We start from the raw sequence: 12,876 nt of genomic DNA on the forward strand, positions 1-12,876 counted from the left end.
TTGGAGGAATCGTAAACGATGTCTAATGATAAAGGATTGCAGGATATGCATGTACGTATCGGGACTAAACAAACCGTTAGATCGGTGGAATTAGGCCAAGCTACGGAAGTTTATGTGGCTTTAGATGCGGAACAACGGCTTATTTCAAAGATTGTAGCGTTGTGCGAGAAGCATAATGTGAACATAACGTATGTGGATACCATGATTGAATTGGGTGAAGCATGCAGCATTGAAGTGGGTGCAGCAATGGCTGCTGTCATCAAACAATAGTTTTGAAAGATGTTTTTGTTAAGAAGGAGAATACTTCTGGCAAGAACTTTTCATTTGTCTTTTTATGAACCGCCTGGCTCTGTGGGCTTGGAAAATGGTTATAGAGAGACATTATTATGGGAAGGGGGTGGCAACAAAATGCCAACAATTAATCAGTTAGTTCGTAAAGGACGTCAATCTAAGATTTACAAGTCTAAATCCCCAGCTTTGCATAAAGGGTACAACGCTTTGAAGCGTGAAGAGACTGGATTGAGCGCTCCACAAAAACGTGGTGTATGCACGCGTGTAGGTACTATGACTCCACGTAAACCAAACTCCGCACTTCGTAAGTATGCCCGTGTTCGTTTGACGAATCGTATAGAGGTGACTGCTTATATTCCAGGAATCGGACACAACTTGCAAGAGCACAGTGTCGTATTGGTTCGTGGAGGAAAAGTAAAAGACCTTGCAGGAGTACGTTATCACATCGTTCGTGGTGCACTTGATACTGCAGGTGTAAACAATCGTATGCAAGCTCGTTCCAAATATGGTACGAAGCGTCCTAAGGTTAAAAAATAATATTGAATCCAATAAGGATTGATGAATTGAGAAAGGGGGATATCTATGCCACGCAAGGGTCCAGTTACTAAAAGAGACGTATTACCAGATCCGTTGTACAACAGCAAGCTTGTAACACGTCTAATCAACCGTATCATGTTGGATGGTAAGAGAGGTACTGCTGCAACAATTCTATACAATGCGTTCAAGATTATTCAAGAACGTACGGAGAGTGATCCGATGGAAGTGTTTGAAACAGCTATCAAGAATATCATGCCAGTTCTAGAAGTTAAAGCTCGTCGTGTAGGGGGTTCTACTTACCAGGTACCTCTAGAAGTGAAGCCTGAAAGACGTACTGCTTTAGGTCTTCGTTGGCTTGTTAATTACTCCCGCAACCGCGGAGAGAAGACAATGGAAGAACGTTTGGCTGCAGAAATTATTGATGCTTCCAACAACACAGGCGCTGCTGTTAAGAAGCGCGAAGATACACACAAAATGGCTGAAGCTAACAAAGCGTTTGCTCACTACCGTTGGTAGAATTATTGCATTAACAATTTTGAATTTGAAGGGAGACTATTTTTATGACAAGAGAGTTCTCCTTGAATAATACACGTAATATCGGGATCATGGCTCATATTGATGCTGGTAAGACAACTACCACGGAGCGAATTTTGTTCTACACAGGCATTACGCACAAAATCGGTGAAACACACGAGGGTGCTGCGCAAATGGACTGGATGGAGCAAGAGCAGGAGCGCGGAATTACAATTACTTCCGCTGCTACTACAGCTTCTTGGAAAGGTCACCGTATCAATATCATTGATACCCCGGGACACGTTGACTTCACAGTTGAAGTTGAACGGTCCCTTCGTGTATTGGATGGGGCAGTAGGTGTATTCAGTGCAAAAGAGGGCGTAGAACCTCAGTCCGAAACCGTATGGAGACAGGCTGACCGTTATGGCGTACCACGTATTGCATATGTCAACAAGATGGATATTATTGGTGCTGATTATCTTAACGTTATTGATGCTATGCGCGATCGTCTACGTGCGAATGCAGTAGCAATTCAATTGCCTATCGGTGCTGAGAGTGACTTTGATGGTATTATTGACCTTATAGAGCAAAAAGCTCACATCTTCAAAGATGATCTTGGTCAAAATATTGAAATCACTGAAATTCCTGAGGATTACAAGGAAAGAGCTGAAGAACTTCGTGCTGAAATGGTTGAAAAAATCGCTGAGCTAGACGAAGATCTTACAATGAAATTCCTTGAAGGTGAAGAGATCTCTGTTCCAGAATTAAAAGCTGCACTTCGTAAAGGTGTTGTAGAAACGAAGATCTTCCCAGTTATCTGTGGATCTTCTTACCGCAACAAAGGAGTTCAGTTGATGATGGATGCAGTAGTTGATTATCTTCCTGCACCAACGGATGTTCCTTCAATTATTGGTCACTTGGATGATGGTACAGAAACTGTGCGTCATTCGGATGATAGCGAGCCATTTGCAGCACTAGCATTTAAAATTATGACAGACCCTTACGTTGGAAAACTTACGTTCTTCCGTGTATATTCCGGTATTCTGAATTCCGGTTCATATGTACTGAATGCAACGAAGAACAAACGCGAGCGTATCGGTCGTATTCTACAAATGCATGCCAACAGTCGTCAAGAGATTTCTGTAGTTTACTGCGGAGATATTGCGTCAGCTGTAGGTTTGAAAGATACAAGTACAGGGGATACACTTTGTGATGAGAAGTTCCCGGTAATCTTGGAGTCCATGGACTTCCCAGATCCAGTTATCTCTATTGCAGTTGAACCTAAGACAAAAGCTGACCAAGACAAATTGGGTGTAGCTCTCGGTAAATTAACTGAAGAAGATCCTACGTTACGTGCTCACACAGATGAAGAGACGGGTCAGACTATTCTGGCTGGTATGGGTGAACTTCACCTTGATATCATCATTGAGCGTATGCGTCGTGAATTCAAAGTTGAGACCAATGTGGGTAAACCACAGGTTGCATATCGTGAAACATTCCGTACTCCAGCACGTGTTGAAGGTAAGTTCGTACGTCAATCCGGTGGTCGTGGTCAATATGGTCACGTATGGGTAGAATTCGAACCGCTTGAAGCAGGTACTGGTAATCAGTTCGAGAGCAAAGTTGTGGGTGGATCTGTTCCTAGAGAATATGTCGCTCCAGCACTTGCAGGAATTGAAGAAGGAATGAAGAATGGTGTTATTGCAGGCTTCCCTCTAGTTGACGTCAAAGCAACTATCGTAGATGGTTCTTATCATGATGTCGATTCCAATGAGATGGCATTTAAAGTAGCTGGTTCTTTAGCGCTTAAAGCTGCTAAAGATAAGTGTAAGCCAGTTCTTCTTGAGCCAATCATGAAGGTGGAAGTAACAGTGCCAGAAGAGTACATGGGTGATGTTATGGGACTACTTAGTTCCCGTCGTGGACGTATCGAAGGTATGGACGCTCGCGCAGGAGCGCAAGTTGTTCGTGCTAAGGTGCCTCTATCCGAAATGTTCGGATACTCAACAACACTTCGCTCTGGTACGCAAGGACGCGGTGTGTTCTCAATGGAACTATCTCATTATGAAGAAGTTCCGAAGAGCATTTCTGAAGAAATTGCTGCTAAGCACAAAGGTGAAGAGTAATTTAAGTTTCCCATGCATAACAGAGTGGAAGTCGAATGATCTCACTCTGCTGTGTATGAACACAAACAATTTATATATTGAAGGAGGATGTATTTAAAATGGCAAAAGCTAAATTCGAACGTAATAAAACACACGTAAATATCGGTACTATTGGTCACGTCGATCACGGTAAGACAACTCTTACTGCAGCAATTACAACTGTATTGAGTAAAACTTACGGAGGTGCTGCAATCGCATTTGATCAAATCGATAAAGCTCCAGAAGAGCGCGAGCGCGGAATCACAATTTCTACATCACACGTAGAATATGAGACTCCTAACCGTCACTACGCACACGTTGACTGCCCAGGTCACGCCGACTATGTTAAGAACATGATCACTGGTGCTGCACAAATGGATGGAGCGATCCTTGTTGTATCTGCAGCAGACGGTCCAATGCCACAGACTCGCGAGCACATCCTATTGTCTCGTCAAGTTGGTGTTCCATATATCGTAGTATTCTTGAACAAGTGTGACGTTGTTGAAGACGAAGAGCTTCTTGAATTGGTTGAAATGGAAGTTCGTGACTTGTTGAATGAATATGACTTCCCAGGTGACGATACTCCAATCTTCAAGGGTTCTGCTCGTGAAGCTTTGGCTAATCCAGAAGGCGATTGGGCTAAGAAGATCGTTGAAATGTTTGAAGTCATCGATACTTATGTTCCAGATCCAGTTCGTGATACTGACAAACCTTTCTTGATGCCAATTGAGGATGTATTCTCAATCACTGGTCGTGGTACTGTTGCTACTGGTCGTGTTGAGCGTGGTACAGTTAAAGTTGGAGAAGAAGTTGAAATCATCGGTATTGTTGAAGAGTCCAAGAAATCAGTAGTTACTGGTGTGGAAATGTTCCGTAAATTGCTAGATTCTGCTCAAGCTGGTGACAACATCGGAGCATTGCTTCGTGGTGTTGACCGTACACAAATTGAGCGTGGTCAAGTACTTGCTAAGCCAGGTACTGTTAAGCCTCACACTGATTTCTCAGCTCAAATCTACGTATTGTCTAAAGAAGAGGGTGGACGTCATAAGCCTTTCTTCACTGGATACCGTCCACAGTTCTACTTCCGTACAACTGACGTAACTGGTGTTATTTCTTTGCCAGAAGGAACTGAAATGGTTATGCCTGGGGATAACATTACTGTATCCGTAGCATTGATCAACCCAATCGCGATTGAAGAAGGTACTAAATTCTCCATTCGTGAAGGCGGACGTACAGTAGGTGCGGGCGCAGTAGCATCAATCACTAAGTAAGAACGAATTCGTTCTTATTATTATAAGCAACAGTGTACTATAACGAGCAACAGTGTGATGTGAACGCAATTTAATTGAGGGCCTTATCCGTAAAGGATAAGGCCCTCAATGTTTTATAGTATATGACATTGTATTTTTAAATGGATAAGAAGTGTTATCTATCTCTGCTCGTTCCATTATCTTTAAGAAAAAACTTGCAATATCTTTTAGTATTATATATAATAATGAATGTTGTTCTGAGACGTTGCGATGAAGTGAGAGGTTACTGACACACCAGGCCCCTTTGCCATGGGGTGGTGGTTAGAAAATTTTCGCGGAGTATGTCCGATACCAAATTGGGCGATAGAAGGAGGGACTAAAATGGCAAAGCAAAAGATTCGTATTCGTTTAAAAGCTTATGATCACAGAATTTTGGATCAATCTGCAGAGAAGATTGTTGAAACTGCAAAACGTTCGGGTGCAAGTGTATCCGGGCCGATTCCACTTCCGACTGAGAAACAAATCATTACTATTCTCCGTGCGGTACACAAGTATAAGGATTCGCGGGAACAGTTCGAGCAACGCACACACAAGCGTTTGATCGACATTGTTGATCCGACTCCACAAACAGTGGATGCCTTAATGCGTTTGGACTTGCCGTCCGGTGTAGATATTGAAATCAAATTGTAATTATTAAGAAATAGACTTTTTAAATGAAAAGAGGTGTCAACATGAAAGGTATCTTAGGAAAAAAACTCGGTATGACTCAAGTATTTACCCCTGAAGGTAATGTAATTCCTGTAACGGTAGTCGAAGCAGGACCTTGTGTTGTTTTACAAAAGAAAGATCTAGAGAACGATGGTTATGAAGCAGTTCAACTAGGCTTTTCCGATAAAAAGGAAAGAAACGCGATCAAGCCTGAAATAGGTCATGCGAAAAAGGCAAACACTGCGCCTAAGCGCTACGTTCGCGAAATTAGCGGAATTGATTCCACAACTGTTGAAGTGGGTCAAGAATTGAAAGCTGATGTGTTCACTGTGGGTGAATTTGTTGACGTAACAGGTACTTCCAAAGGTAAAGGTTTCCAAGGTGTAATTAAACGTTGGGGTCAAAGTCGTGGACCAATGTCTCACGGATCACGTTATCACCGTAGACCAGGTTCCATGGGTTCGATTCAAGCGAACCGTGTTCCTAAAGGTAAAAGACTTGCAGGACATATGGGACATACAACGATTACTGTTCAAAGACTGGAAGTAATCAAGGTAGACGTGGAACGTAATGTTCTTCTTATCAAAGGTGCTATTCCAGGACCTAAGAATGGTTATCTGAAAATCAAAGAAACGGTGAAGAAGTAATCACCTGTAGAAAGGAGAAACAACAATGCCCAAAATAGTCCTTTTTAATATTGACGGTAGTGAAGTTGGAGAAGTGGAATTGAGTGACAGTGTGTTCGGTATTGAGCCGAATGTACATGTTATGAACCAAGCTGTCTTGCTTCAAAGAGCTTCAACTCGCCGTGGTACTCACAAAGTCAAGGGACGTTCTGAAGTTCGTGGTGGTGGTCGTAAGCCTTGGAAACAAAAAGGTACAGGACGCGCACGTCAAGGATCAATTCGTTCCCCACAGTGGAAAGGCGGCGGTGTAGTATTTGGACCAACACCACGCAGTTATACTTTCAAGTTGCCTAAGAAGGTTCGTCGTTTAGCGATTAAATCTGCATTGTCATCAAAAGCGATCAGTAATGATATTATCGTTCTAGATGCATTGACATTGAATTCGCCTAAAACGAAGGAATTCGCAGCGATATTGAATAATTTAAAAGTTGAACGTAAAGCGCTAATTGTTACCCCTGATTATGATGATACAGTAGCTAAGTCTTCTCGTAACATTCCAGGTGTGAAATTTGTAGCAGCGGACGGCATTAATGTCCTTGACGTACTATTGTACGACAAGTTGATCATTACGAAAGAAGCAGTTCTGAAGGTAGAGGAGGTGTTCGCGTAATGAAGGATCCACGCGATGTGATCAAGCGTCCAGTTATTACGGAACGTACGGCCGAATATATGAATGATATGAAATACGCATTTGAAGTTGAGATTCGTTCTAACAAGACTGAGATTAAACAAGCTGTTGAAGCTATTTTCAAAGTTAAAGTTACTAATGTTAACACGATGCGTGTTCCGCAGAAATTCAAGCGTCATGGCAAATATTCTGGTTACAGATCAGAATGGAAGAAAGCTATTGTAACGCTAAGTAAAGATAGCAAGCCGTTAGAGTTTTTTGAATCAGCTGAGTAATTAAATAGCTAAAGTAAGGAGGGAAATTTAATGCCAATTAAAAAGTATAAACCGACATCGCCGGCTAGAAGAAATATGTCAGTGTCTACATTTGAAGAGATCACTACAAACGAACCGGAGAAATCCTTGTTGAGTCCGCTATTCAAAAATGCTGGACGTAATAACCAAGGTAAAATTACTGTGCGTCATCATGGCGGCGGTCATAAGCGTAAATACCGTATTATGGACTTCAAACGTACTAAAGACGGCATACCAGGTCGCGTTGCTACGATAGAATACGATCCGAACCGTACTTCAAATATTGCTTTGATCCATTATGCAGACGGAGAGAAGCGTTACATTATTGCTCCTCAAGGTCTAAAAGTTGGAGATGTGATCGAATCTGGTCCTGCATCTGATATCAAGATTGGTAATGCACTTCCTTTAGGAAACATTCCAGTCGGTACTGTAATTCACAACATTGAATTACAACCAGGTAAAGGCGGACAATTGGTTCGTGCAGCAGGAACTGAGGCTCAGCTTCTTGGTAAAGAAGAAAAGTACGTAACAGTGCGTTTGTCTTCTGGAGAAGTTCGTCACATTCTTAAAACTTGTCGTGCTACAATCGGTTCTGTGGGTAACGGAGATCACGAACTAATTAAGATTGGTAAAGCAGGACGTAATCGTTGGTTGGGCAAACGTCCAACAGTCCGCGGAGTAGTAATGAACCCGAACGATCACCCACACGGTGGTGGTGAAGGACGTGCTCCAATTGGTCGCAAATCTCCATTATCACCTTGGGGTAAACCGACACTTGGTTACAAAACACGTAAAAAAGGTAAAGCTTCTGACAAATATATCGTTCGTGGCCGCACGAAGTAATGCACATTGTGCATAACATTGTGAAGAGTACGAAAGTAACGAGAAGATTTGATGAAGGGAGGATTCACATATGAGTCGAAGTTTAAAAAAAGGACCTTTCGTCGATGCTTACTTGTTGAAAAAGGTAGAAGTGATGGAAGAATCAACTAAAAAGGCAGTTATTAAGACTTGGTCCCGTCGTTCCACTATATTCCCGCAGTTCATTGGACATACTTTCGGTGTATATGATGGCCGTAAACACGTTCCAGTATATGTAACAGAAGATATGGTTGGACACAAATTGGGCGAGTTCGCTCCAACTCGTACTTACAAAAGTCATTCGGATGACGATAAGAAAACAAGAAGATAATTTTAAGCTCTTTGTCTGAGAGGAGGTAAAACAATGGAAGCAAAAGCACATGCTAAATCTATTCGGATTTCTTCTCGAAAAGTTCAACTGGTTGTTGACTTGATTCGTGGCAAGCAAGTAGGCGATGCAATCGCAATTCTTCGCCACACTCCGAAAGCCGCTTCCCCGGTTGTGGAGAAATTGTTGAACTCAGCGATTGCAAATGCTGAGCACAATTATTCACTAGATATTAACAAATTGTTTGTTAGTGAAGTATATGTAAACCAAGGGCCAACGATGAAACGTTTCCGTCCTCGTGCGATGGGTCGCGCTAGCAAGATAAATAAACGTACTAGCCACATTTCTTTGGTGGTATCTGAAAAATAAGGGAGGGATAACGAGTGGGTCAAAAAGTAAATCCGATTGGATTGCGTGTAGGTATTATTCGTGACTGGGAATCAAAATGGTTCGCAGGCAAGGATTTTGGTACTCTATTGGTAGAAGACTTTAAAATTCGTGATTACGTTAAGGCTAAATTAAAAGATTCAGCTGTCTCCCATATTGAAATTGAAAGAGCTGCTAATCGAGTGAATGTTACTATTCATACTGCTAAGCCTGGTATGGTTATTGGTAAGGGTGGCGCTGAAGTAGAAGTACTTCGTAGCCAAATTACTAAAATTGCAGATGGTAAGAAAGTTCACATTAACATATCGGAAATCAAACACCCTGAACTAGATGCTATTCTCGTTGCAGAGAGCATTGCACAACAATTGGAACGTCGCGTTTCATTCCGTCGTGCTTTGAAACAAGCTATGCAAAGAACAATGCGCTCTGGTGCGAAAGGGATTAAAACACAAGTCGGCGGACGTCTTGGCGGTGCTGAGATTGCTCGTTCAGAAGGCTACAGCGAAGGAACTGTTCCACTTCATACGCTTCGTGCTGATATTGACTATGGTACAGCTGAAGCTGCTACTACTTTCGGTCTTATCGGAGTGAAGGTGTGGATCTATCGTGGAGAGGTTCTTCCAGCGGCTAAGAAACAGGCTGTGCAGGAAGGAGGCAACTAATCATGTTGGTACCAAAACGTGTAAAACACCGCAAGCAACAACGCGGTCATATGAGAGGTCAAGCTAAAGGCGGAACTGAATTGAACTTCGGTGAATTCGGTCTAGTAGCTCTTGAGCCTTCATGGATTACTAACCGTCAAATAGAAGCTGCGCGTATCGCTATGACTCGTTACATCAAGCGCGGTGGTAAAGTGTGGATCAAGATTTTCCCGGATAAGCCAGTTACACAGAAGCCTCTAGAAGTTCGTATGGGTAGTGGTAAAGGTAACGTGGAAAAATGGGTAGCAGTAGTTAAGCCTGGTAAGATTATGTTCGAACTTGGTGGAGTTCCTGAAGATATCGCTCGTGAAGCGATGCGTCTTGCAGCTCATAAGTTACCAATCAAAACAAAGTTTGTGAAACGTGAAGAAGTGGGTGGTGAAGCAAATGAAAGCTAGTGAATTTCGCAACTTAACCTCCGCTGAGATAGAGCAAAAAATATCCGGATTTAAAGAAGAACTCTTTAATCTCCGTTTTCAACTGGCTACTGGCCAGCTTGACAATCCAACTCGGATTCGTGATGTTCGTAGAGAAATTGCTCGTGCTAAAACGATTATCCATGAAAGATTACTTGGAATTAGTTAAATGAGTCGGACTGTCGTTGTCTATATTCAGGAAGGAGGCTTACAATGAGTGAGGAACGCAATGCTCGAAAAGTACAATTCGGTAAAGTAGTTAGTGACAAGATGGATAAAACAATTGTTGTCGCTATTGAAACTCATAAAAAGCATAACTTGTATCACAAGCGTATTAAATACACTAAGAAATTTAAAGCGCATGATGAGAACAATACTGCAAAAATCGGTGATTTCGTAAAAATCATGGAAACACGTCCATTATCTAAGGATAAACGTTGGAGACTAGTTGAAATCGTTGAAAAGGCGATTATTATCTAAACTCTTGTACCTTTTGTTCGAAAGGAGGAAATATTAATGATTCAACCATTTTCACGTTTGCATGTAGCCGACAACTCTGGAGCAAAAGAAATAATGTGTATCCGAGTTTTAGGAGGTACGGGTCGTCGTACAGCTGCAATTGGAGATATGATCGTATGTTCTGTCAAACAAGCAACACCAGGCGGCGTTGTCAAAAAGGGTGACGTTGTTAGAGCGGTTATCGTTCGTACAAAGCGTACTGTTCGTCGTAAAGACGGATCTTACATCACGTTTGATGAGAATGCAGCAGTTATTGTTAAAGACGATAAGAGCCCACGTGGAACTCGTATCTTTGGACCTGTTGCTCGTGAACTTCGCGACAGAGATTTCATGAAGATCGTTTCCTTGGCTCCAGAAGTTATCTAAATCAAATAACCTTTATCTTGCAAGATATAGCAATCCGCAGGAGGTGTAATAAATGCCAAAAGTGAAAAAAGTTCTAGAATCGCATAACAACAAGCTGCACGTCAAAAAAGACGACACAGTTATGGTGATAAGCGGTAAAGACAAAGGTAAGAAGGGCCGTGTTATCGCAGCTTACCCTCGTCACAATCGGGTCTTGGTTGAAGGTGTCAACATGATGAAGAAACATCAAAAGCCTAACCAATCTAATCCGCAGGGCGGTATCATTGAACAAGAAGCAGCAATTCACGTGTCAAACGTGATGCATATCGATCCTAAGAGCGGAAAAGTAACTCGTATCGGATACAAAGTATTGGATAACGGAAAAAAGGTTCGCGTAGCGAAACAATCCGGAGAAGTTATAGACTAATCGAATAGTGAAGAAAGGAGGTTCGTAACTCATGGCAGTAAGACTAAAAGAACGTTTTTTAAATGAAATAACACCTGCTTTGATGCAGAAGTTTGAGTATACATCAGTTATGCAAGTTCCGAAGATTGAAAAGGTAGTAATCAACATGGGTGTTGGTGAAGCCGTTTCTAACTCTAAAGTTCTTGATGCAGCTGTTAGTGATATGCAAATGATTTCTGGTCAAAAACCAGTTATTACAAAATCAAAGAAATCCATTGCTGGATTCAAATTGCGTGAAAATATGCCGATCGGTGTAAAAGTAACTCTTCGTGGTGAGCGTATGTATTATTTCTTGGATAAATTGTTCAGCATTACTCTTCCTCGTGTTCGTGACTTCCACGGCGTATCAAGCAAAGCGTTTGATGGTCGCGGTAACTACACACTTGGTCTTAAAGAACAATTGATCTTCCCTGAGATTGAATATGATAAGATTGATAAGGTTCGTGGTATGGATATCGTTATTGTAACGACAGCGAATACTGATGAAGAGTCCCGCGAGCTGCTCGCTCAAATGGGAATGCCTTTTGCGAAGTAATTTCGCAAATCCATTTCTCCGAAAATTATTAGGAGGTGTCAGTCTAAGTGGCAAAAACGTCAATGATAGTCAAACAACAACGTACGCCTAAGTTCAAAGTGCGTGGATATACAAGATGCGAACGATGCGGTCGTCCACACTCGGTCCTGCAAAAGTTTAAAATTTGCAGAATTTGTTTCCGTGAATTAGCTCATGCAGGCCAGATTCCTGGCGTGAAAAAAGCAAGCTGGTAAGAAGTCCATAACGGGAAGGAGGTTTACACACATGACTATGTCTGATCCAATTGCAGATATGCTAACTCGTATTCGTAACGCTAATACAGTACGTCACGAAACGGTAGAAATGCCTGCTTCAACAATGAAGAAACAAATCGCTGATATTCTTAAGCGTGAAGGTTTCATTCGTGATGCAGAAGTTATCGCTGATAACAAACAAGGTATTATCCGTATTTTCTTAAAATATGGACAAAATAACGAACGCGTTATCACCGGTTTGAAGAGAATCAGTAAACCAGGCCTTCGTGTTTATACGAAAAGTACAGAAGTACCTCGTGTTCTCGGTGGTTTAGGTATTGCGATTATTTCTACTTCAAAAGGTATTATGACTGATAAAGAAGCTCGTCAATCAAAAGCTGGCGGAGAAGTTATCTGCTACGTTTGGTAATATAATGTCACAAGACAAGGAGGTGCACACATATGTCTCGTATTGGTCGTAAACCAATCACAGTACCAAGTGGTGTAGATATCACATTGGATAGTTCTGTAATCACTGTTAAAGGACCTAAAGGAACTTTAACTCGTGAACTTCACAAAGATATGAAAGTATCTGTAGATAATAATGAGATTCTTGTTGAGCGTCCATCTGACAACAAAATGCATCGTTCTCTACACGGCACAACCCGCACCGTTGTCTCAAATATGGTTAGTGGTGTAACTGAAGGATTCACTAAATCTCTTGAGCTAGTAGGCGTTGGGTATCGTGCAAGTAAATCTGGGGATAACATTGTATTGAACGTTGGATACTCTCACCCAGTAGAAATCACTCCAGAAGCAGGTATTGAATTCGAAGTACCTGTAAATACAAAGATCCTTGTAAAAGGTATCGATAAAGAGCGTGTAGGTGCTTACGCTGCGAAGATCCGTTCAGTACGTGAGCCTGAGCCTTACAAAGGTAAAGGTATTAAGTACGAAGGTGAACGCATTATCCGTAAGGAAGGTAAAGCTGGTAAGAAGAAATAAGTTGTTACAACTTTTTCTTAACTTACCCTT

The 12,876-nt window shown here is 41.8% G+C and carries 22 protein-coding genes; all 22 read left to right on the forward strand.

From position 1 onward, the window contains the following. Positions 1 to 18: 18 nt before the first annotated feature. Positions 19 to 270, forward strand: a complete 252-nt coding sequence (locus ACH8E3_RS12345; RefSeq protein WP_458632947.1) for a ribosomal L7Ae/L30e/S12e/Gadd45 family protein — start codon at positions 19 to 21, stop codon at positions 268 to 270. A gap of 138 nt (positions 271 to 408) precedes the next feature. Beyond that, positions 409 to 828, forward strand: a complete 420-nt coding sequence (rpsL, locus tag ACH8E3_RS12350) for a 30S ribosomal protein S12 (RefSeq protein WP_458632948.1) — start codon at positions 409 to 411, stop codon at positions 826 to 828. 45 nt (positions 829 to 873) lie between these two features. Continuing rightward, positions 874 to 1,344, forward strand: coding sequence for a 30S ribosomal protein S7 (gene rpsG, locus ACH8E3_RS12355; protein WP_458632949.1), 471 nt, complete (start codon positions 874 to 876; stop codon positions 1,342 to 1,344). 44 nt (positions 1,345 to 1,388) lie between these two features. Further along, positions 1,389 to 3,467, forward strand: a complete 2,079-nt coding sequence (gene fusA, locus ACH8E3_RS12360) for an elongation factor G (RefSeq protein ID WP_458632950.1) — start codon at positions 1,389 to 1,391, stop codon at positions 3,465 to 3,467. Positions 3,468 to 3,565: 98 nt separating this feature from the next. Continuing rightward, positions 3,566 to 4,756 carry an elongation factor Tu gene (gene tuf / locus ACH8E3_RS12365; protein WP_458632951.1) on the forward strand — a complete coding sequence of 397 codons (1,191 nt, stop codon included), beginning with the start codon at positions 3,566 to 3,568 and terminating at the stop codon, positions 4,754 to 4,756. A 360-nt stretch (positions 4,757 to 5,116) separates the two neighbouring features. Beyond that, a complete protein-coding gene (gene rpsJ, locus ACH8E3_RS12370) occupies positions 5,117 to 5,425 on the forward strand; it encodes a 30S ribosomal protein S10 (RefSeq protein WP_458632952.1) in 309 nt (102 codons plus the stop codon). Positions 5,426 to 5,466: 41 nt separating this feature from the next. Further along, entirely contained in the window at positions 5,467 to 6,090 is a 624-nt protein-coding gene (rplC, locus tag ACH8E3_RS12375; RefSeq protein WP_458632953.1) for a 50S ribosomal protein L3, read from the forward strand. A gap of 25 nt (positions 6,091 to 6,115) precedes the next feature. Beyond that, a complete protein-coding gene (rplD, locus tag ACH8E3_RS12380) occupies positions 6,116 to 6,739 on the forward strand; it encodes a 50S ribosomal protein L4 (RefSeq protein ID WP_458632954.1) in 624 nt (207 codons plus the stop codon). Further along, positions 6,739 to 7,032, forward strand: a complete 294-nt coding sequence (rplW, locus tag ACH8E3_RS12385) for a 50S ribosomal protein L23 (protein ID WP_458632955.1) — start codon at positions 6,739 to 6,741, stop codon at positions 7,030 to 7,032. The genes rplD and rplW overlap by 1 nt, the downstream gene beginning before the upstream one ends. 30 nt (positions 7,033 to 7,062) lie before the next feature. Next, positions 7,063 to 7,893, forward strand: a complete 831-nt coding sequence (gene rplB / locus ACH8E3_RS12390) for a 50S ribosomal protein L2 (protein WP_458632956.1) — start codon at positions 7,063 to 7,065, stop codon at positions 7,891 to 7,893. 70 nt (positions 7,894 to 7,963) lie between these two features. Continuing rightward, complete coding sequence (rpsS, locus tag ACH8E3_RS12395; protein WP_458632957.1) at positions 7,964 to 8,242, forward strand: 30S ribosomal protein S19; 279 nt, start codon at positions 7,964 to 7,966, stop codon at positions 8,240 to 8,242. 33 nt (positions 8,243 to 8,275) lie between these two features. After that, a complete protein-coding gene (gene rplV / locus ACH8E3_RS12400; RefSeq protein ID WP_458632958.1) occupies positions 8,276 to 8,608 on the forward strand; it encodes a 50S ribosomal protein L22 in 333 nt (110 codons plus the stop codon). 14 nt (positions 8,609 to 8,622) lie between these two features. Further along, positions 8,623 to 9,288, forward strand: a complete 666-nt coding sequence (rpsC, locus tag ACH8E3_RS12405) for a 30S ribosomal protein S3 (protein ID WP_458632959.1) — start codon at positions 8,623 to 8,625, stop codon at positions 9,286 to 9,288. A gap of 2 nt (positions 9,289 to 9,290) precedes the next feature. Continuing rightward, positions 9,291 to 9,725 carry a 50S ribosomal protein L16 gene (gene rplP / locus ACH8E3_RS12410; protein ID WP_458632960.1) on the forward strand — a complete coding sequence of 145 codons (435 nt, stop codon included), beginning with the start codon at positions 9,291 to 9,293 and terminating at the stop codon, positions 9,723 to 9,725. Further along, the gene (gene rpmC / locus ACH8E3_RS12415; protein WP_458632961.1) at positions 9,715 to 9,912 is read left to right on the forward strand and encodes a 50S ribosomal protein L29; all 198 of its coding nucleotides are present in this window, start codon (positions 9,715 to 9,717) and stop codon (positions 9,910 to 9,912) included. Before rplP ends, rpmC begins: the two co-directional genes overlap by 11 nt. Positions 9,913 to 9,956: 44 nt before the next feature. After that, positions 9,957 to 10,223 carry a 30S ribosomal protein S17 gene (gene rpsQ, locus ACH8E3_RS12420; protein ID WP_438348977.1) on the forward strand — a complete coding sequence of 89 codons (267 nt, stop codon included), beginning with the start codon at positions 9,957 to 9,959 and terminating at the stop codon, positions 10,221 to 10,223. Between the two features lie 36 nt (positions 10,224 to 10,259). Beyond that, positions 10,260 to 10,628: a 50S ribosomal protein L14 gene (rplN, locus tag ACH8E3_RS12425; RefSeq protein ID WP_458632962.1), complete on the forward strand. Its 369-nt coding sequence runs from the start codon at positions 10,260 to 10,262 to the stop codon at positions 10,626 to 10,628. Positions 10,629 to 10,680: 52 nt separating this feature from the next. Further along, positions 10,681 to 11,034, forward strand: coding sequence for a 50S ribosomal protein L24 (gene rplX / locus ACH8E3_RS12430; protein ID WP_458632963.1), 354 nt, complete (start codon positions 10,681 to 10,683; stop codon positions 11,032 to 11,034). A 31-nt stretch (positions 11,035 to 11,065) separates the two neighbouring features. Continuing rightward, positions 11,066 to 11,608: a 50S ribosomal protein L5 gene (gene rplE, locus ACH8E3_RS12435; protein ID WP_458632964.1), complete on the forward strand. Its 543-nt coding sequence runs from the start codon at positions 11,066 to 11,068 to the stop codon at positions 11,606 to 11,608. Between the two features lie 47 nt (positions 11,609 to 11,655). Beyond that, the gene (locus ACH8E3_RS12440) at positions 11,656 to 11,841 is read left to right on the forward strand and encodes a type Z 30S ribosomal protein S14 (protein WP_068591169.1); all 186 of its coding nucleotides are present in this window, start codon (positions 11,656 to 11,658) and stop codon (positions 11,839 to 11,841) included. A gap of 31 nt (positions 11,842 to 11,872) precedes the next feature. Then, entirely contained in the window at positions 11,873 to 12,271 is a 399-nt protein-coding gene (gene rpsH, locus ACH8E3_RS12445) for a 30S ribosomal protein S8 (protein WP_458632965.1), read from the forward strand. Between the two features lie 32 nt (positions 12,272 to 12,303). Further along, positions 12,304 to 12,846 carry a 50S ribosomal protein L6 gene (rplF, locus tag ACH8E3_RS12450; protein WP_458632966.1) on the forward strand — a complete coding sequence of 181 codons (543 nt, stop codon included), beginning with the start codon at positions 12,304 to 12,306 and terminating at the stop codon, positions 12,844 to 12,846. Positions 12,847 to 12,876 lie beyond the last annotated feature (30 nt).

This window comes from Paenibacillus sp. CMAA1364 (assembly GCF_054373195.1).

Coding starts and splice junctions, on each gene's coding strand:
- ACH8E3_RS12345 (WP_458632947.1), top strand. CDS start 19: ATGTCTAATGATAAAGGATTGCAGGATATGCATGTACGTATCGGGACT.
- rpsL (WP_458632948.1), top strand. CDS start 409: ATGCCAACAATTAATCAGTTAGTTCGTAAAGGACGTCAATCTAAGATT.
- rpsG (WP_458632949.1), top strand. CDS start 874: ATGCCACGCAAGGGTCCAGTTACTAAAAGAGACGTATTACCAGATCCG.
- fusA (WP_458632950.1), top strand. CDS start 1,389: ATGACAAGAGAGTTCTCCTTGAATAATACACGTAATATCGGGATCATG.
- tuf (WP_458632951.1), top strand. CDS start 3,566: ATGGCAAAAGCTAAATTCGAACGTAATAAAACACACGTAAATATCGGT.
- rpsJ (WP_458632952.1), top strand. CDS start 5,117: ATGGCAAAGCAAAAGATTCGTATTCGTTTAAAAGCTTATGATCACAGA.
- rplC (WP_458632953.1), top strand. CDS start 5,467: ATGAAAGGTATCTTAGGAAAAAAACTCGGTATGACTCAAGTATTTACC.
- rplD (WP_458632954.1), top strand. CDS start 6,116: ATGCCCAAAATAGTCCTTTTTAATATTGACGGTAGTGAAGTTGGAGAA.
- rplW (WP_458632955.1), top strand. CDS start 6,739: ATGAAGGATCCACGCGATGTGATCAAGCGTCCAGTTATTACGGAACGT.
- rplB (WP_458632956.1), top strand. CDS start 7,063: ATGCCAATTAAAAAGTATAAACCGACATCGCCGGCTAGAAGAAATATG.
- rpsS (WP_458632957.1), top strand. CDS start 7,964: ATGAGTCGAAGTTTAAAAAAAGGACCTTTCGTCGATGCTTACTTGTTG.
- rplV (WP_458632958.1), top strand. CDS start 8,276: ATGGAAGCAAAAGCACATGCTAAATCTATTCGGATTTCTTCTCGAAAA.
- rplP (WP_458632960.1), top strand. CDS start 9,291: ATGTTGGTACCAAAACGTGTAAAACACCGCAAGCAACAACGCGGTCAT.
- rpmC (WP_458632961.1), top strand. CDS start 9,715: ATGAAAGCTAGTGAATTTCGCAACTTAACCTCCGCTGAGATAGAGCAA.
- rpsQ (WP_438348977.1), top strand. CDS start 9,957: ATGAGTGAGGAACGCAATGCTCGAAAAGTACAATTCGGTAAAGTAGTT.
- rplN (WP_458632962.1), top strand. CDS start 10,260: ATGATTCAACCATTTTCACGTTTGCATGTAGCCGACAACTCTGGAGCA.
- rplX (WP_458632963.1), top strand. CDS start 10,681: ATGCCAAAAGTGAAAAAAGTTCTAGAATCGCATAACAACAAGCTGCAC.
- rplE (WP_458632964.1), top strand. CDS start 11,066: ATGGCAGTAAGACTAAAAGAACGTTTTTTAAATGAAATAACACCTGCT.
- rpsH (WP_458632965.1), top strand. CDS start 11,873: ATGACTATGTCTGATCCAATTGCAGATATGCTAACTCGTATTCGTAAC.
- rplF (WP_458632966.1), top strand. CDS start 12,304: ATGTCTCGTATTGGTCGTAAACCAATCACAGTACCAAGTGGTGTAGAT.